This is a genomic window from Legionella israelensis (assembly GCF_004571175.1).
GTDB classification, from domain to species: Bacteria; Pseudomonadota; Gammaproteobacteria; order Legionellales; family Legionellaceae; genus Legionella_D; species Legionella_D israelensis.
On the sequence record NZ_CP038273.1, the window covers coordinates 733,977 to 753,495 of the forward strand.

The following is a 19,519-nucleotide window of genomic DNA, read 5'->3' on the forward strand; positions in this document are numbered from 1 at the left end:
ATGGATCATCTTGAAATCACAGGATTAAGCGTTACCACCTGCATTGGTGTCTATACATGGGAACAACGCATTTCCCAACGCTTGTTGATTGACATCAAAATTCCGGCAAATTATAAAAACTGTAAAGATGCCATTACCGACATGCTTGATTACAGTGAAATATGTAAGCAAGTCATGGAGTTTGTGCAATCCAGAACTTTTCAGTTGATTGAAACCGTAGCCAATGAAGTCGCTCGTTTAATTAAAGAAAATTTCAAGGTGAATGAAGTCACTGTAAGTGTCAGTAAACCTCATGCGGTGAAATTTGCGATGAACGTTAAAGTTACCGTGGCGCGTTAAACAAATGCAAACCGTTCAACATCAAAAAATTCTTCCCAAATTTGCCTAAAATATTCAAAAATCGTATTGTTATTGCTCACAAAATCATCAATTTTCAAGCACAACAGCAACGCAAATAACCTAAAAGTTTGAGAAAGGTTTTTTTTCACCAGTTTCAGTTTCTTTCTTTTTCACCTTCTTCTCCCCTTTCTCTTTAACAAGCTCTTCCCTGGCAGAAGCAGAATCTCTCCCACTTGAAGAAGGTGCGTCAAACAGCGTGCCTCTTCTTGACTCCAGTTTGTATTCTACTTTGCTGAGCTTTTCATCTTTTCCAACATTTTTTGCAACTCGTCTAAAGCTTTCCAGCTCTTCCTCATCCAGATGTTTCATATCGGCTGATTTCTCTATGATTTCCAGAGTTCGCCTCATATTTTCTCTTGCATTTTTAGCCCATTTTGGAATCGGAGGCACTCCACCTAGACTATCGTCCTTATCGGCCACCTGTTCCACAATAGGTAATTGAGAATGAGGAACCTGGCGGGTCATTGCAAGCTCGGAAGACAATCCTCGGCTTCCGCCTATCTTACGAAACTCTAAAACGGCATTATATTCTTTTTCAAGTTTTTTAAGTTCCCGCATCAATTCTTCATCATCACTCGATTTTTCTTCTTTCGATTCCACAACAAGTAGTTGCTCTTCGATAAGTTTTCTGGCCTCCTCATAGTCATGTGTAAGCTCATCTACGCTAATTCGGCAGGGTTCTTGTTGCTCCCCAAAAAGATAAAATTCTATCACATCAACTTTATTTAATTTATTTTCCGGACGCGACATGTATCTTTCTTCATTGGAATACATATATTCTTCCACTTCCTCATTTTTATACGTCCGGGTCCTCACATCATGCATGCCGTTTACAAGGAAGTTGAGAAGGATAAAGATTTACACTCGATTTTAGATTCTATCAACTACGTTGAAACGTTTTATGCGGATACGGTTGGAAATAAAGAACGTCTCAGCAAAGAAGAATTAGAAGAACAACTTTCGCCTGAAGAATTTAGAGTTCTGGTAAGCTGTATACGTAACATTGTCGCACTCAAACCCGTCGCAGATCTGATAGCAGACAAAGTAGAGGATTTCAAAAATCGATTAGAAGATGCGCAATCACTAGAGGAAGTTGAAGATATTGAATCAGAGATTGCTATACTACAGCAGTCGTTAGACAGAACTTATCAGCAGTCAGTCCACTTTCCTCAAGATGAAAAAACAGCAGGTGCGCTTATTGAATATCTTGATTTTAACCATCATATTCGAAAGATAGCTGAAGCTTTTAACGTACAGGGAAAATTGACTGATGATGTTTTATATGCTACAGGTCGATGTCAGATTAATCTAAAATTCTGACATCGTGCAATTGTAGTAGCTCAACATTCTATATTGACGGTCACGCTTCCCTACAATGTCCTCTCACTTAATCCTGGGGTTTCAGTTTCAGATGTTGGATATGTAATTTTTTTCTGATGTAAATTTCGATATATTGAATTAAAAAATGTGACTGTTAATGCTGAATATTGCAATTTTAATTGTTGCTGGTGTGAATTCGGTTCATTATTGGCTTTAGATGAACTTATAACGTCTTCAGCGGACATTTCCAAATCTAATGAGATTTGCGATCTGATTCTCACTTTTATTGACCCAGTACTGCCTTTGAATTCATCTTCAATTCCAAACTCAGGTTCAGAATGAAGTTTCCTTGCCAAGCGTTCAATCTCCTTTTTCCAATCTTCCGAAATCCATAATTCCACTACCCCGCCCGGCCGTATACAACGAGCAATCTCATCGATATTTTTAGAGGTCAGCGGGGCATTCTGCATGGTAATATAATCAGCAAATCCATCTGAAAAAGGATAAGAGGGATTGGTAAACCAGCTCTTAAGCCTTACTAAATTTGGGATGCGCATCCCATAAGCATTACTTTGATATTCGGTTGCATTGACATTAATAGATGTAGTAAATCCTGAGAAATATCCCATGTGCTCGTTATATCCTTCACCTCCGATATCAAGATGAATGAAGTAATCATTATCTAGATTTAAGTCTTTTCTTGAGACTCTTACCTTAGGATCTGCTGGGGTACCGACAATTTCTCGTATCTTTGCTACGATTTCCATTTCATTAATTTTCAGGTTTTGCAAAGCATGTGGCCGGATTGTTTCAATTTTTTCTTGCATAATATCACCTTATTGCATTTAATTTAATTAAATTGGTTAATATTAACACAGAATAGGGAGTAAATAAAGTTTTTTAGTCCCCTAATAAAGTCGTTTCTAACCGACATTCGGTACTAGCCTGTTTGTCCGCATATCACAGCATGTTGGTATTTTCTGGAAGGGAATTATAGGAAAAGTCAACTTTTATGGTTTTCGGAAAGGCTTTAGCCAGCGCCATCAACTCATCATGTGTAAAACGATGAAGTTCATTATGAGTAAAATTTACACTATGAACTGAGATTGGTATTTTTTTAATCAAATTACACAATTCTTTAGCCTTCATATGGCCAAATTTGTTAAAGCTAAGATTTATAGAAGAAAGTTTAATAGACGTTTTTCCAATCAAATCGAGTACTTGATAAATAAAATCCAATGAACATTCACCAAGTTTGTTTCCGCTGATATCCAGTGAATCAATGGTTCTATCGCTAATATTTGCCAAAATATTGATACATTCCTCACGTTGCTGGGGATCATCTGGCAAATTCCTCCAACAACATTCATAGGTTCCCTTAGGGCTTTTAGGGATCGTGTCAAATACCTTATAGGATGATTTCATAGTTATCGAATCCTCTTCTGTCTATAAAATGTCAGTTTTAATAACCTCTACCGAATATATTTTCATCTTCTTCCTTGCTGTCTTCGATGAGCCTTATTTCTAATCCCAATTTTTCTATTATCCCTAATGCCGTAGGTTCAGGAAGTATATGCGTCTTAGTCGGTATTCTTTGTATCGGATCTAAATTTGAGAAAATGCATACCGATGGTTTTAAAGATTCTATGGATTGCAGAACCCTGCATTGATCTGTTTCTTCGCAACAACTTATGATATTAGAGGGATAGGCTACGATGGGTCTATCTGAATAAAGGTTGCGGATATCTCTGAATGTATTGGAATTTGCCCAGTCTTGTCGCAATACCTCTGTTGCTAATACGATATTCTTAACGTATTCAATATTAAATGATCTAAAGAATTCGCTAAAATAACGCACAGGATTCATTCCGTGGGTTACATCCAATAATTCATTCAGGATAAATTCAAATAAACCCGTTTTCCCATGTAAAAATGATTTAATATCCGTTTCTGTGGATTCAGCAAAAAAGTTTTTCAGTTTTTCCCAAGTTTCATGGACTTGCCTGCTGTTATCAATAATAAAAACTTTTGGGGTGACGTTATATTTTGCTGATAACTTGCAGGCAAAGTCGATAGAACGAAATACCGAAGTTCCCACCAATACAAAATTGGTTTCCATTTGAAAAAGTTCAACTTCTTCTTCAGTGAGAGGCCTGTCATTACCGATTAAAAAGGCAGTATAATCTTTTAATTCTTCAGATGTAAGTTGAGTAAAGCTGAAAGTGCGTCTGAGGGTGCTTTGTTGAATGCTTTTTTGAAAATGCTCAAGCGTATTTTCTTTTTTCTCTTCTGACATTTGGCACCCACAATATGGCAATTAATAGCTCATATTGATATTATAGAATACAAACGAGGAAGTGCATTAAAAGAATCGACTGCTTTATAACTTAGCTAATTTTAAATAAAAATAGGGGTTGGGCTGTTACTCTGTTTTTTAACAAAAAAACGCAGGTGAGATGTCCCTTAAGCAGAGCTCAAATACATTATCAACTCATGAGCTTATCAAGTATCTTGCTTACGGATAATTCCCATGACATGCTCTGTGCGAGCGATCACAGCTTTAGCGTTTTCCGCTTTTTTACGATCCGGATATGGACCAATCAGTACGCGATACCAATGGCTATTCGCTTGTATAACTTCTTTCAGATGCACATCAAATCCCTGAAGGATTAAGGTTGCTTTCAATCGCTCAGCATCCTGACGGGACTTGAATGAAGCCACTTGAATCACATAGTGCTCTTTAGACTCGGATTTTGTAGAAACCACCGTTTTACTTTCTTTATGTTCCACAGTTTGTGGTATGGAAGCAGGTTTTGCTGGTGCAGGGTTGACTACAGGCGGCGTTGGCAATGCCTTTGATGCATGATGTTCATTCGTTAGCAAAGTATAAAACTCAAACTTAGGCTTTGGCCGTTCTTCCTGTGGTTGGGGCAAATTTTTCTTTTTTGCTACTTTTTTGTTTTCCAGAGAAGCTGTTTGTCTGGAGACCCATTGTCCAAGACTTTCAGGATCAAACAACAGGGCTGTCAGATATCCGGCAATAAAAAACAATATCATCAGCAAAAAAGGCCGGGAAGATGAGGGTTTATTGCGGGATATATTTTTTCTATTATAATCTCTCGCCATTACATACTCTCAGGAGCTGATACACCTAAAATGTTTAGGCCATTATAAATAACCTGGCGTACTGCCTTTAATAAACATAGTCGAGCACAGCGTACATCTTCCTGTTCGCATAATAATATCACGGCATTGTAATAGCTGTGTAATCCATTGGCCAATTCACGTAAATAATAGGCCAATTGATGAGGCTGGCAGTTGAGTGCCGATGACTCAATCACCTCCGGATATTGTTCAAGCGTAGAAATCAGCGACAGTTCATAGGGTTCTGAAAGCAGTTGCAGATTTTCCAGCCCTTTTTCCACATCCCAACTTAAGCCTCTTTCTTTAAGCTGTCTAAGAATACTGCAAATTCTGGCATGAGCATATTGAATATAATAGACAGGATTATCGCTGGATTGAGATTTGGCAATATCCAGATCAAAATCCATATGCTGCTCAGGTTTTCGCATGACATAAAAAAAGCGTGCCGCATCTTTACCGACTTCTACACGAAGATCACGCAAGGTTACGAAAGATCCACTCCGTGTTGACATCTGCACTCTTTCACCACCTCGATATAAAATGGCAAACTGAACCAGTAAAACATCGAGAGCCTCCTCATTGTGCCCTAAAGCTTTAACTGCAGCTTTAACGCGACTGATATAACCATGGTGATCAGCGCCTAAAATATCAATAACACGATCAAATCCACGATCATATTTATTCCAATGGTAAGCTACATCGGAGGCGAAATAAGTCATTTGGCCATTGGCACGTATCAGAACACGATCTTTTTCATCACCAAAATCGGTGGATTTAAACCAAAGCGCACCTTCTTTTTCATAGGTATGACCCAAATCAATCAGTGCTTTTATGCCTTTTTGAATAGAGCCATCATGAAACAGATTTCGCTCAGAAAACCAGCAATCATATTCAACACCAAACTCGGCCAAATCCTCTTTAATGTCTTCTAAAACGGATGTCAGTGCGTGCTGGTGAAATAAGTCAAATCCATCCTCGCCTAATAAAGCCTGCGCACGATGGATCATGGCATCGATATACTGTTCTTTATCGCCACCTTCCGGAGCATCAAGAGGTAATCCTTCACTGATAGCAAACCAGTCAAATACATATTGATTGCCGTATGCAGAGAACATTGCCTGTGCAATGTCAAAAACATAATCACCACGATATCCATTGGCGGGAAAAATAACCGACTGACCGGCAAGGCCCAAATAACGCAACCAGACACTGACTGCCAGAATGTTCATCTGCCTGCCAGCATCATTCACATAATACTCACGACTGACAGTATAGCCGGCTTCTGCCAACAAATTAGCCAATGTTGCACCAAAGGCAGCTCCCCTGCCATGCCCTACATGTAAAGGACCTGTTGGGTTTGCTGAAACGAATTCCAGCAACACTTTTTGTCCCTGGCCCACATGACTGCGCCCATATTGATGTGCTTCTCTCAATATTCGCTCTATGATCTGAAGAGAAGCATCCTCTTTAAGAAAAAAATTAATAAAACCGGCACCTGCTATTTCTACTTTGGCAACCGCTGACTCTTCGGGCAATGCTTTTAGTAAAATTTCTGCCAGTTTTCTTGGCGGTTGGCGGCAGGGCTTTGCCAACACCAATGCCAGATTAGAAGCATAGTCACCGTGTTTTGCCTCTTTGGTCCGCTCAATTTTAATGTCCGGGTACACATCTTCCGGTATCTCACCGGACTGTTTCAGGATAGTTAAGGCATGTTGCAACATCTGCTCTAATATGTGTTTCATTTCGCTAAATCTACCGTCAAAAAATACAAATATTATGCGCTTTTTTCTTCCAGATTAAAAGCGCATGGGAAGAATCAACATGAGGTATGATTTCATCCAACATGTATTTCATACACTATAGTATTTTTAGCAAAAAAGCGCGTGGGACAAAATGCCGGCTCATATCAAACTCATTTAGCGCGGCGTTCTAGTACGTTGGATGATCTATGAATGCATTACAACATTCTGGTAAAGATCATTTAACCATTACAGATGATAAATAGCATTGAAATATAAACAAAAAGTCACTCTGACTTCATTTATTATTTGAAGATAATAAATTATGGTCATGCTCTATCTCAGAATCCTGAGATGTTTTATCTTGTCCTTCTAAAATTTTCTTATGTTCTTGAATTAAAGCTTGCCTACTCACATCCATCTTTATTACTTCCTTCTTCGCTTTTTCTCGTTCATTTTCGAGACTGACTGTTGATGGCTGAAAATTAATTTTGTCAGTATTATAAGCAACGAGCATGTATCCATTTTCAATTTCGGAATTATTTTCTATATACTCATTAAGATTTTCGTCCATTTCAATCACTTGAAATACATAGTTATTTTGTGTTGCATTTAAGTTTTCACAAACTTGAATTAAATTGTTTTTAGCTTCTTTATATAAATTCTGAGCCCTCCTTCTTTGTTCATTATATTCCAAGCTGTCCGGATAAGTTTGAAACACAGCTTCAGTTGCACTTAAAACGATTAAACTAGGTTGCTGTTTTATTAATGTTTCCAAGTAATTTTGTTGGGCTTCTACTGAAATATCAATGCCTCCACATGGTTTTCCATTGCCGTCGCATGCACAGATACAATTTCTTCCTAAAATAACATCAGAATTTTCAACCTGGGATAAGTCATCGTCTAATCTCGTTGAATCAACTTTTAGATATTCACGGCGTGTTTCATCATGGTTTTGAGGTAAATGAGCACCAAACTTATGATCAGGATCAGTATATGAAAATTCAATAAAATCCGTTTGTATTACTTCAAGTTCTGAGCCGAATCCTGCTTTTTCTATAGTATAGGCAATTGAACTTGTATCCTCATCTGATGTTAAATGCACATCGGTAGTGTCTGAGATACATAAAACTTTTTTTGCGCCAAGTTCATCTTTAAGTACATCATGAAGTTGATTTTGATATAATTTAGATTTTTCAAGTAATCCATAAGCATCATAAGCATTAATAATTCCCATGGTACATCACCACTAAATATAGGCGTACAGTTAAGAATAACTGTATAATTATTATACAGTAAGATCAAAATTTGATGATTGAAGACGTGTAGCAGATAATCAAAAGTATTGAGTCCAATTATCAACAGACTCTAATATTTTATCGCAATATCTTTATCCATCTCACTAAGCTGTTGTTCGGTATAGTTTCTTGGTTTGGTGCGTCTGGCAAGTTTGGCATATACAACCGGAACCGCAAATAAACTGAGAAAGGTAGCAATGCTCACACCAAAAAAGATCACAACGCCTATGCTTACGCGACTTTCAGCCCCGGCCCCTACCGCGAAAACCAGAGGCAAACTGCCGAAAATGGTGGAAATGGCTGTCATTAGTACAGGTCGAAGACGAACTACACTGCCTTCAATCACGGCCTGTAAAAATTTAACCTTCTGTTCACGTAGCTGATTAATGAATTCTATCATTAATATGCCATTTTTGGCTGCCAGACCAATGAGCATAATCAAGCCTATCTGGCTATAAATATTAAATGAATTGCCGGTGATATACAGTCCAAACAAAGCCCCCACCACGGCAATGGGTGCCGTTATAAAAATAACCAAAGGATGAATAAAGCTGCCAAACTGTGCTGCCATAACCAGAAACATGACCAAAAGCGCCAGAGAAAACGTAAAATAAATCCCTGACTGTGATTCCTTAAAATCACGCGATTGATCCTTATAATCGATACGGGCTGTTGCTGGTAAATGCTTCTTAGCCGTCTCATCTAAAAAATTCAACGCTTCCCCTAAAGAATAACCTTCAGCCAGACTGGCGGTTACGGTAATCGTTTTCATACGATTAAAGCGATACAAGGCATTTGGAACCGTGGCTTCTTTATAATGCGCAAGATTCGCTATCGGTATAAGTTGTCTGGTTCTATCAGAGCGAACATAAATGTTTTTTAAATCATTAAGCTTTGCTTTTTTGTCAAGTGAGGCTTCAAGAATCACTTCATATTCTTCATCCTTGTCTATAAAGGTCGTGACTTCTCTTGAGCCAAGAAAAGTTTCAAGTGCTCGCCCAATCGCTTCCACAGGTACTCCCATTTCTGCAGCCCTATTGTAATTCACAACCAGATTAATCTGGATTTTGCTGGGATCATAATCGCTATCGAGATTGGTTAAGCCTGGATTTTTAGCGGCTTCATTTAACAGAATATCCCGCCATTTGAGAAGCTCATCGTAATCTGCGCCACCAAGGACGAATTGAACAGGCTGAGTCAGGTTCTGTGCACCTATACCGCTGCGCATCACCGGTACAGCAATAACACCAGGCAATTGCGACAATGCTCGTTGAACATCCGCCATCACATCAAAAGTGGATTGTTTTCTTTCAGACCAATCTTCCATCACCAAAATGGCAAAACCTGAATTTACCGGATCCCCACTGCCTAATCCCTGAGGAAACAGAGTAATCACACGGGCACCGCTGCCGCTCTTAACGTACTTCATCAATATTTTTTCTATCTTATGCATATATTTTTGCGTATAGGAAAAGCTTGCTCCTTCTGGAGCCTTAACCAAGACAAAAAATGCCCCTCTATCCTCCTGCGGCACCAACTCATCTGGTATTTTTTGATAAAAAACGATGCCGCTTATGATGAGCAGAATAAACAAGGCTAATATCCCATAACTGTGGCGAAGACAAAACTTAAGGCTCCGTTGATAATGCTTTGTAGTCATAGCAAGAAAACGATTGATTTTTTCAGCCCATAACGATTGCTTTTCTTTTCGATGAAGAATGTAAGCACACATCACCGGTGTTAAAGTTAAAGCGACTAAGGTTGAAAAGGAAACAGCTGCGGCAAGGGTAAAGGCAAATTCGCTGAATAAGCGTCCGACATTACCTTGTAATAAGGAAATGGGCAAAAAAACAGCCAATAATACGGTTGTTGTGGCGATAACGGCAAATCCGACCTGTCTTGACCCACGGTAACTGGCCAATAAAGGCGGCTCATTCAGATTGATTCGACGAATAATGTTTTCAAGAACAACAATGGCATCATCAACAACAAGCCCAATCGCCAACACCAAGCCTAATAAGGTAAGCAGATTGATAGAAAACCCAGAGATGTACAGCACAATGAAGGTTGAAATAATGGAAACCGGAATAGTAAAAAAAGGTATAAGCATGGAGCGGAAATTGCCCAGAAAAGCAAAAATGACCAACGTAACTAACAGCAAAGCCACAATAAAGGCTTTGAGAACTTCAATGATCGCCTGTTCAATAAAAACCGAGGTATCATAACTTTCATGAAGCTGCATTCCTTCAGGAAGCTTTATCTCTTTGATGGTCTTTTTTATTTCGCGCGCAACATCCAGAGTATTTGCTTTTGATTGCTTAATAATGCCAAGACCTATCATATTGCGACCATTCCCACGCAATTCAGAACGCCTGTCTTCCGGTCCCAGTTCCACTTCGGCCACTTCATACAGACGAAGTAAGTGTCCATTTGCTTCTTTACGAATGACTAATCTGGAAAAGTCCTCCGGTGTTTTAAATTGCCTTTCCACCCAGACTGGAAATTCACGTTCAACAGACTCAATACGACCGGCAGGCAGTTCCAGATTATTTTGTCGTAATGCATTTTCGATGTCCTGAACACTGACCTTCTTACCGATCATCGCCTGTCTGTCAAGCCAGATCCGCATGGCAAACCGCTTTTCACCGCCAATGCGAACACGAGCCACACCATTGACCACTGACAATCGATCGACAATATATCGCTCGGCATAATCGGTCAGCTCCATGGCATTCATGTGTACACTATCCAAATTCAGCCACATGATAACATTGTTATTGGAATCCACTTTAAACACTTCTGGTGTATCTGCACCGTCAGGTAAATCGCTCAGGGCGCTAAATACTCTCTCACGGACATCATTGGCCGCATTATCAATATCCCGATTAATATTAAATTCAATATTAATGGTAGATAAACCATCGATGCTTTTAGCGTCAATAAAGCGAATTCCCTCAATACCGCTGATTCGCCTTTCCAGGACTTTGGTAATGCGATTTTCGACAGTTTGTGCTGCCGCCCCTGTGTACTGGGTTTCTATGGATATTACGGGCGGATCAACATCGGGTAATTCTCTTAAAGCCAGACGGTCAAGAGCAATCAAGCCAAAGGCTATCAATAATAGATTAAGCACTACAGCCAGCACCGGTTTTTTCACCGCCTGATCAGTGATCCACATATTTAACATCCACTAATTGGCCCTCACGTAATTTGAAAGCACCGTCGGTAATGATCCAGCTGTCGGTCGGCACCTGCGCTTCTATATCCAACCATCGCTCATGACGTTTTAACAATTTGACATTGATTTTCCGAGCCTTATTGTCATTTTTATCCACAATGAAAATATAACGCTCCATGCCTTGTGCCAGTAATGCTTCTTCAGGAACCGTTAATACCTTTTCATGGCCCAAAGGCAATTTAATATGCAGCAACATTCCTGGTTTCAACAGCAATTGCTCATTATTAAGCAAGCCGCGTAAAAGCACTGCTCTTGCCTGCTCATCAATTCTTGGGTTGATGGTACTGATTGTGCCTGTAAACAGTTTACCCTTGTATGCAATGGAGCGAGCAGTAAAACCTTGTCCCTTGTGCAGGTTCGCCAAATAACGCTCAGGCAGGCTGAAATCAATTTTCAGTGGTTGAATCTTATCAAGCGTTACAATTTCATCTCCAGGTTCCACAAGCGTTCCCTTACTGACCCTTCTAAAGCCAAGCAAACCATCAAAAGGAGCTTTCAATGTCCTGTCTGCCATCATGCTTTTTATCTGTTCTACTCGCGCCGCTGCACTATCCAACGTCGCTTTCTGAGCGTCATGTTCAGATTTTGAGAGAAAATCTCGCTTTGATAATTTTCCAAAGCGCTCAAATTGTACCCGAGCCTCCTCAAGTCGTGCTTGAGCTTCCATCATTTGCGCTTTCTCTTCACTGGTTTCAAGCTCAACCAATACATCACCCTTCTTTACTATATCACCGTCTTCAAAAAACAATTGTTTAATATATTCGGTTACATTGACAGTGATTGTCACTGACTCAAATGCCCTGGTCGTGCCAATAGCCTCAATAAAATTTTCAACCGTACGGGTTTTTACAGGAACGGCATGAACCACTATAGGAGAGGGTGCTTTTCCATCTTTATCCGAAAGCCCATTGGCAAAATAAAAATATCCCGCCAGCAGTATGAGGAAAGCTATTAATACGGATGAGAGCAGAAATTTGTACTTATACATATTGTCCTTAATAATTTGCAAATCTTCCTTACCTCGAATTCCCGCTGCCTGTCAGGAGCCGCCCGTCAAGCCACAGGAGTTCGGTCATGATTTTTGTTTGTCTAATTTAGCTGTGTATCTTTTCGATGCTTTAGATTCACAGAACCTAAAAATTTCTTTCCAGAATCTCATAAGCCGGTTTGATGTATCCATCTTGCGATAATAAAACAGCAATAGGTCTCGTTGCTTCAAAATGGGCAAAAATAATCATCATCATTACCGTAATAGGCACAGAAAGAAACATCCCTAATATACCCCATATTCCGCCCCAAACACCTAAAGCAATTAAAATAACCAGTGGACTCAAATTGAGAGATTTCCCTAAAAATCTTGGTTCAATAATATTCCCTACGATAAATTGCACAAGGGTGATACCAAAAGTAACAATAAAAAAAGGTAGCCATTTATCAAACTGAACCAATGCCAACATGGCTGGAAACATGGTCGCAAGGATGGCGCCAATGTTCGGAATATAATTTAAGAAGAATATCAGCAATGCCCAGAATTCAGCGAAATCAAGTCCCACCCATTTCATAATCAACCAGCTGAATGTTGAGGTCAATAGACTCATTAATGTTTTCAATCCCAGATAAGTCTGCGTATCTTTTACAATATGGGTGATGATGTTATTAACTAATTGCCGATGATTTTGCTGAGGGAATAAAGCATCTATTTTTTGCCAGAAAAAATGCTGCTCTACAAAGAGAAAAACCACATAAAGCGCAATCAATACCGCTGAGCTGGTGATGGTAGTGAAAACACCGTAAATATTCACCAGCATTCGTTGCACACTTAAATTTTTCACTATGGCGTCAAAATAGGACATGACTTTGATATTAAAATGCTGATCCAGTGCATTAAGAATACGCAATAAGTTATCCTGATAACGTGATGAGGCAACAATGACCTCATTAACATTATTAGCGATGATGTCAATCAAAAGCTTCACGAATAACCCTGTGACCAATAATGCCAACAGCATACTCAACCAATAGGGGAAGCGTTCGCCAAGATAAGGCAGCTTTTGCATAGCATTGTTCATGGTATTTAACAAATGCCAGATAAAAATAGCGATGATAATGGGAATCAATAATCCTCGCCCGGCAATCAGTAAATAACCGATAATCCATACCAAAATGAGGCTTGCAGCAAAGGTAACCGTGCGATTCATTTTTAAACCTACGCATCAAGTTATTTTCCTGTTATTATTCATTTTTTTTCAACGAATTTAAACTGTGTTGTCCAACTCTTGTGAAACATTATCCGGTGTCGGAGCGGCGATTGTTAAAAAATTAGCCAAATGTGGCATTTATAGTTTGCAGGATTTGTTATGGCATTTGCCATTCCGCTATCAAGACAGAACGCGGATAACCCCCATTCAGGATCTTCAATCTCACAGTTGGTGCGTTGTAGCAGGTTCTGTCTGCAAAACAGAAATCAAATATGGCAAACGGCGAATGCTTAATTGCTATCTTGAAGATAAAACAGGAATCATAAAGCTTCGCTTTTTTCATTTTAATCAACCGCAAATCAAAGCACTCTCAAACAGCAAAATGATCCGCGCTTTCGGTGAGGTAAGAGGCTTTTCCGGCATGTTTGAAATGATCCATCCAGAATATCAAATCTTAAATCATGAAAAAGAATGTCCGGTAGAGGAAACATTAACTCCGATTTATTCAACCACGCAAGGATTGACTCAAACTCGCCTGAGACAGCTGGTTCAACAAGCCTTAAAACTTTGTGAAGCTCAATTGCATGAGCTTGAGTGGATGACAGAAGAACAATTGCAGGCACAATTTTTCATGGCTATACCAGAAGCCATTCATTTTTTACATAATCCTCCTCCAGATATTTCCTTAAAAGCCATCGAAGACGGTCAGCATCCTGCGTTGAAACGCCTGGCCTTCGATGAATTGCTGGCGCAACATTTAAGCCTGCAATTTGCACGACAGACGCGCCATGCCCTAAAAGCTCCGGCATTATCGAAAACGGATGATTTACTCAATCGATTTCTTACTTCACTTCCGTTTCATCTTACCCGCGCTCAACAACGGGTATGGTCGGAAATTGAAGAAGATCTTCAACAGCACAAACCTATGCTACGCTTAGTTCAGGGCGATGTAGGCTCCGGTAAAACCATTCTGGCAGCTCTTGCCGCTCTGAAAGCCATTGCTAACGGGTATCAGGTTGCCTTCATGGCCCCAACGGATCTTCTCAGTGAGCAACATGCCAATAATCTTTATCAATGGCTAAAGCCGCTTGGTATTCAGATGAATCGTCTAAGTGGAAAAATGAAAACTGCTGAACGCAAACATGTTTTGTCGGCGATTGCCTCCAATGACTGCCAACTATTTATTGGAACCCACGCCCTGTTTCAGGAGAAGGTCAATTTTGCCAATCTGGGACTTATCATCATTGACGAGCAGCATCGTTTTGGCGTCGAGCAACGACTTCAGCTGCAGCAAAAAGGGCAGAAAGAACATCAAATCCCTCATCAATTGCTGATGACAGCGACTCCCATTCCCAGAACACTTTCCATGACTCATTTCGCTCATCTCGACTTATCCGTTATTGATGAACTACCACCGGGCCGAACACCTGTCATAACCGCCGTTCTCCCGCAGGAAAAACGACAGCCGGTCATTGAGCGCCTACAGGCCGCCATCTCTCAAGGCCGCCAAGCTTACTGGGTTTGTACATTAATTGAAGAGTCTGAAAAACTGCAATGCATGGCTGCAACAAAGACAGCAAAAGAGCTTTCACAAGAGTTAAACGGTGTACGAGTAGGACTTATCCATGGCCGAATGAAAGCTAATGAAAAGGAAACCACGATGGCCGCATTTAAAAACGGTGATATCGATTTATTGGTTGCCACGACCGTGATTGAAGTTGGAGTTGATGTTCCCAATGCCAGTCTGATGATCATTGAAAATGCAGAACGCCTGGGCTTATCGCAGTTACATCAGTTAAGAGGTCGTGTTGGACGCGGCCATGCTCAATCCCATTGCTTGCTCCTTTATCAATCCCCTTTGTCACTACAAGGCAGTGAGCGTCTGAAAATAATGAGAGCAACAAACGATGGTTTTTTGATCTCAGAAAAAGATCTCAAATTACGCGGTGCGGGAGAAATACTGGGAATCCGGCAGACCGGATATCGGCAATTTAAAATTGCTGATTTGCAACGTGATAAGGATTTACTGGCTTTATTGCCAGTTTTTGCAAAACCCTTGCTGAGTCAGAATCCAGTTTTAGCAAGAAGCATTACAAAACGCTGGTTGGGTCAGTTTGAACAATTTTTGCAAGCTTAAAAAAATTTAACCATATAAATTTTATGGTATCTCTTAATTCTCGATTTTGTGAATTTTTTCCGCTTACGAATTACCGTGGCATCGACCGCAGTACCCATGCGAAGCTCCATATGGACCCCGCTATCAAGTAGCAGGGATTCGATCCTTAAAAATGGCTAAAGTCGAGATAAATAGGATTGGTCTTTTTATGACTCCATGGTCAACGGGGATTCGTAAATTTTTCACAAAGTCGAGTTAATTTTTTCTTAATAAAAAGTGTTTAAAATAAACACAAATTTGATTTGTAGAACTTGTCATGTCATCTTATTATTTAGATGAGCGATTTAATACTTTAGAATTTCTTACCCTTCCAGATGATGAGCTACTGACTTTCATACGCTCAAACTCTTTTAGCCCCAATGCTGAGTGGGCACCGGGTAATCCGGCCTTACATTTTTTTCTGGTTAACGAGATGTATTCTGACATACGCCGTCTGTTTAATTTAATTCATGAACGCATTAATCCTAATCTATGTGATGGTGATTACTTTGGCAAAAAATCATTATTAATTTTGTTCTCCTTATTACCTAACACGGATGATTTAATGCTTCATTTTATTGATCTCTTTCATGAGAAGCTCAATTTTGATTATCAGGATTCAAACGGCAGAACAGCGATCCATTATGCAATTATACTTGGTCGAGTCAAGGTGGTTAATCGTCTTATTGAACTGGGTGCATCTTTAAATATTTATGATAATCATGGTCATACGGCCTTTGATTATCTGAACTGTTCTCATAAAATTATTTGCTCTACATTAAAAATGATTGATATCGAGCCTTCTCGAGACACGCGTGCCCCAAGTAACACACTTTCTGACCATGATGGCCATCCCCTAATGTTACAAGGGACTTATTTAACACAGCGAAAAGATGTCATTGACAGAGTCAGAAAGAGTGAGCCTGTCTTGATTAAGTACATTAAAGGACATCCGGCCAAATGGTCTACCTTTATTGGTGATAACACTTCAGCCACCTTTGATGAACTACTAAAATTGGCCAAGAGTATTGCAAATAATAAGAGGAAATCTTTATCGACTATTTTTGTCAATGAAGTTTTACCGAAAAAAGATCAAATTACTTTTGCAGAATATTTAGAGCATTTAAGCAAAAGTTATTCTGGAAAATCTATCCTTGAAAAATGCATGGAAGGTCATGCACTCTTAACGCAGCAATTAACCAATTTCAATGAAAAACAAGAATCTTTCTCAATGACATTTTAGCTATTGTGGCCTCAGACCAGCAGTACAGTATTTTTTATCTTTTTCCCACTATAAATTGTGGATAATTGCATTCAATTTTTTCCTCTTATTTTTCTTGCCAAAAAGGCATTTGCTACTGAGCCCTTTTATTTTTTATCCACAAAAACTGTGGATAACTCTGTGTGCATCCTATAAACCTGTTTGATAATAAACGCTTTTGTTGAGAGGGTATTTGCTTGTCAGTCCTGCTTTTATATTTCAGCTTGACCATTCAAGGTAAAAGGTTACAATATGAGCATTTTATTAACAGGTTTGTGTAATGTCTCAAAAACGAAAAGCCGTCGCCCTTATTTCGGGTGGCCTGGACTCCATGCTTGCCGTTAAAGTTATACAACAACAAGGAATTCATATAGAAGGTCTGAATTTTTATACAGGATTCTGCCATTCAGGCCATACTTCAGCGATTCGTAACCGTAAAAAAAACAAGCCCGTCCGTAATGATGCTCTATGGGTAGCTGAACAATTAGGTATTCAACTCCACATCGAAGATATTGTTGAACCTTATAAAGAGGTTTTGCTCAATCCAAAACACGGTTACGGCAAACATGTTAATCCTTGTCTTGACTGCAAAATTTTCATGGTTGGAGAAGCTTATCGATGGATGCAAAAACATGGCTTTGATTTTATCATTACCGGGGAGGTCATTGGCCAAAGACCCAATTCACAACGCAAGCAAGCTATGCCTCTTGTCGCTAAAGAATCAGGTGCAGAAGACAGGCTCTTAAGACCATTGTGCGCCAAACATCTCCCTCCTACACTTCCCGAGCGAGAGGGATGGGTAGACAGGGAACTTCTATTGGACTTTCATGGACGTAATCGCAAGCCTCAATTATCTCTTGCCTCCTCTCTGGGTATTAAGGAATACGCACAACCTGCCGGCGGCTGTTGCGTGCTCACGGATGAAAACTACAGTCGCCGCCTACGAGATATGTGGGACCATACAAACACACGAGATTACAACATGGAAGACATCATTCTTCTTAAAGCGGGACGCCATTTGCGTATTGACCCCCATTATAAAATTATCATTGCCCGCGATGAGTCTGAGCATCATTTTTTATCAGGATACAGAAAGCAGTTTGATCATCTGGAAATTCTTGAACATCGTGGCCCCATCACCTTGATTGAAGGAGAACCGACACGGGAAGACTTGATAAAAAGTGCGAGTATTACAGCACGTTTCAGTTCAGGTCGAAATGAAGAATCCGTGCGCTTTAATCTTCACCGAAAAAACGGTGAAACCGAACAACTCCTTATCCATCCGATGAAACCGGAAGACATTTCACAAAACTGGTATTTGTGAGGGCACAAAAATGACATATTTTGAATTGGATGCACGTCGCCTGCTTTGTCCCATGCCCATTATTAAGGCACAAAATAAAACTCGTGAATTACAGCATGGGGATCAGCTAACCATCATTGCCACAGATCCAGGAGCTATGTACGATTTACCCAGCTGGTGTAGAATCAATGGGCATAAAATAATTAACTGCGAAAACACAGGCGATGAAATTCATATCACCATTGAAATTGTCAAGGATGGATAATGCCGCAAATCAACCGTTACCAGCAAGTCAAAAAAATCACCTTAATCAGTGTCATTGTGAATTTTTTACTTGGCCTGTCAAAATTAGTGGGTGGTTTTCTATTCAATTCACATGCACTGGTTGCAGACGGAATTCATTCTTTTTCTGATCTTTTAACCGATGGCATGGTTTTGTTTGCATCTAAATACGGTAGCCTGGATGCAGATAAAAATCATCCTTATGGTCATCAGCGCATAGAAACCGCCGCCACAGTCTTTCTTGCTATCCTCCTTATCCTGGCTGGTGCAGGCATTGCCTGGGATGCCATGGATTCCATTCTGAACGCTAATTTTGACCAACCTGACTGGCTTTCTTTACCTGTGATTATCGGTTCAATCCTTGCCAATGAACTGTTATTCCATTACACCCATTTTATTGGCAGACGCATACAATCCGATTTACTCATTGCCAATGCCTGGCATCACCGCTCAGATGCCGCTTCTTCTCTGATAGTGCTTGCAGGCGTTATTGGCAGTTTGGCCGGTTTTTTCTATTTTGATGGCATTGCAGCCATCATCGTTGGTTTGTTTATCATAAAGATGGGTTGGAGTTACGGTTGGAGCAGTATTAAAGAATTGGTTGATACGGCTGTTGACCCAGATACACTGGTTCAGATTAAGCACATCATCAATGAGGTTAATGGTGTGGATAAAATTCATCAGCTGCGCAGCCGGTTAATGGGCGGCGATATTTTTATTGATGTGCATATCCTTGTGGCTCCACGCATTTCTGTCTCTGAGGGTCATTATATTGCACAACATGTGCATCAAAATCTGATGAATTATATTCCGCGTGTTAAAGATGTTACAGTACATGTTGATCCAGAAGACGATGAGATTGTCTGTCCTTCCATGCATCTTCCTAACCGCTCAGAATTAAAAAAACAATTCCTGACAGAGTTATCGGATGTATATCCTGAGCTTATTTTCTGGACACTGCATTATCAGGATGGGAAAATAATTATTGACTTGGTGTTTCCCAACAAATTTACTCAATGGCAAGATCTCGATAAGCATCTACAAAAAACACTTAAATCTTATCCATACATTGATCATTTTCGCTTACTGAGCCAGCAACAGATTTTAAGCTCCAATGATTTCACCATATCTTTATGAGGCTAACACAAACGAACTACGAAAAAAGGCCAGGTAATGCATAAA

The 19,519-nt window shown here is 39.8% G+C and carries 17 protein-coding genes; 7 read left to right on the plus strand and 10 right to left on the minus strand.

The annotated features are described in order from the left end of the window. Positions 1–339 (plus strand): dihydroneopterin aldolase, encoded by a 339-nt coding sequence (folB, locus tag E4T55_RS03185; RefSeq protein ID WP_058500643.1) that lies wholly within the window; start codon positions 1–3, stop codon positions 337–339. A 120-nt stretch (positions 340–459) separates the two neighbouring features. Here the strand turns inward: folB and E4T55_RS03190 are convergent, their stop codons facing one another. After that, positions 460–1,215 carry a hypothetical protein gene (locus E4T55_RS03190; RefSeq protein WP_131780715.1) on the minus strand — a complete coding sequence of 252 codons (756 nt, stop codon included), beginning with the start codon at positions 1,213–1,215 and terminating at the stop codon, positions 460–462. Between the two features lie 3 nt (positions 1,216–1,218). On the opposite strand from E4T55_RS03190, the gene E4T55_RS03195 reads away from it, so the two are divergent. Beyond that, positions 1,219–1,719, plus strand: a complete 501-nt coding sequence (locus E4T55_RS03195) for a hypothetical protein (protein ID WP_058500641.1) — start codon at positions 1,219–1,221, stop codon at positions 1,717–1,719. 50 nt (positions 1,720–1,769) lie between these two features. Here E4T55_RS03195 and E4T55_RS03200 read toward each other — a convergent pair whose 3' ends face one another. From E4T55_RS03200 to E4T55_RS03240, 9 genes are all read right to left on the minus strand, one after another. Beyond that, on the minus strand, positions 1,770–2,546 hold the full coding sequence (locus E4T55_RS03200; RefSeq protein ID WP_058500640.1) for a hypothetical protein: 777 nt from the start codon (positions 2,544–2,546) through the stop codon (positions 1,770–1,772). 133 nt (positions 2,547–2,679) lie between these two features. Next, the gene (locus E4T55_RS03205; protein ID WP_058500639.1) at positions 2,680–3,144 is read right to left on the minus strand and encodes a leucine-rich repeat domain-containing protein; all 465 of its coding nucleotides are present in this window, start codon (positions 3,142–3,144) and stop codon (positions 2,680–2,682) included. 37 nt (positions 3,145–3,181) lie between these two features. Then, entirely contained in the window at positions 3,182–4,015 is an 834-nt protein-coding gene (locus E4T55_RS03210) for a hypothetical protein (protein ID WP_058500638.1), read from the minus strand. A 206-nt stretch (positions 4,016–4,221) separates the two neighbouring features. Next, positions 4,222–4,845 carry an SPOR domain-containing protein gene (locus E4T55_RS03215; RefSeq protein WP_058500637.1) on the minus strand — a complete coding sequence of 208 codons (624 nt, stop codon included), beginning with the start codon at positions 4,843–4,845 and terminating at the stop codon, positions 4,222–4,224. Further along, a complete protein-coding gene (gene argS, locus E4T55_RS03220; RefSeq protein WP_058500636.1) occupies positions 4,845–6,605 on the minus strand; it encodes an arginine--tRNA ligase in 1,761 nt (586 codons plus the stop codon). Before argS ends, E4T55_RS03215 begins: the two co-directional genes overlap by 1 nt. A gap of 295 nt (positions 6,606–6,900) precedes the next feature. Next, positions 6,901–7,839 (minus strand): hypothetical protein, encoded by a 939-nt coding sequence (locus E4T55_RS03225; RefSeq protein ID WP_058500635.1) that lies wholly within the window; start codon positions 7,837–7,839, stop codon positions 6,901–6,903. A gap of 131 nt (positions 7,840–7,970) precedes the next feature. Then, a complete protein-coding gene (locus E4T55_RS03230; protein ID WP_058500634.1) occupies positions 7,971–11,078 on the minus strand; it encodes an efflux RND transporter permease subunit in 3,108 nt (1,035 codons plus the stop codon). Beyond that, positions 11,065–12,126 (minus strand): efflux RND transporter periplasmic adaptor subunit, encoded by a 1,062-nt coding sequence (locus E4T55_RS03235; RefSeq protein ID WP_058500633.1) that lies wholly within the window; start codon positions 12,124–12,126, stop codon positions 11,065–11,067. Before E4T55_RS03235 ends, E4T55_RS03230 begins: the two co-directional genes overlap by 14 nt. 145 nt (positions 12,127–12,271) lie before the next feature. After that, a complete protein-coding gene (locus E4T55_RS03240; RefSeq protein ID WP_058500632.1) occupies positions 12,272–13,336 on the minus strand; it encodes an AI-2E family transporter in 1,065 nt (354 codons plus the stop codon). Between the two features lie 64 nt (positions 13,337–13,400). On the opposite strand from E4T55_RS03240, the gene recG reads away from it, so the two are divergent. From recG to E4T55_RS03265, 5 genes are all read left to right on the plus strand, one after another. Then, on the plus strand, positions 13,401–15,473 hold the full coding sequence (recG, locus tag E4T55_RS03245; protein WP_058500631.1) for an ATP-dependent DNA helicase RecG: 2,073 nt from the start codon (positions 13,401–13,403) through the stop codon (positions 15,471–15,473). A gap of 295 nt (positions 15,474–15,768) precedes the next feature. Continuing rightward, positions 15,769–16,734, plus strand: coding sequence for an ankyrin repeat domain-containing protein (locus E4T55_RS03250; RefSeq protein ID WP_058500630.1), 966 nt, complete (start codon positions 15,769–15,771; stop codon positions 16,732–16,734). A 298-nt stretch (positions 16,735–17,032) separates the two neighbouring features. Next, the gene (locus E4T55_RS03255; RefSeq protein WP_058500629.1) at positions 17,033–18,076 is read left to right on the plus strand and encodes a tRNA (5-methylaminomethyl-2-thiouridylate)-methyltransferase; all 1,044 of its coding nucleotides are present in this window, start codon (positions 17,033–17,035) and stop codon (positions 18,074–18,076) included. A 10-nt stretch (positions 18,077–18,086) separates the two neighbouring features. After that, positions 18,087–18,320, plus strand: coding sequence for a sulfurtransferase TusA family protein (locus E4T55_RS03260; protein WP_058500628.1), 234 nt, complete (start codon positions 18,087–18,089; stop codon positions 18,318–18,320). Next, positions 18,320–19,474: a cation diffusion facilitator family transporter gene (locus E4T55_RS03265; protein ID WP_058500627.1), complete on the plus strand. Its 1,155-nt coding sequence runs from the start codon at positions 18,320–18,322 to the stop codon at positions 19,472–19,474. The genes E4T55_RS03260 and E4T55_RS03265 overlap by 1 nt, the downstream gene beginning before the upstream one ends. Positions 19,475–19,519 lie beyond the last annotated feature (45 nt).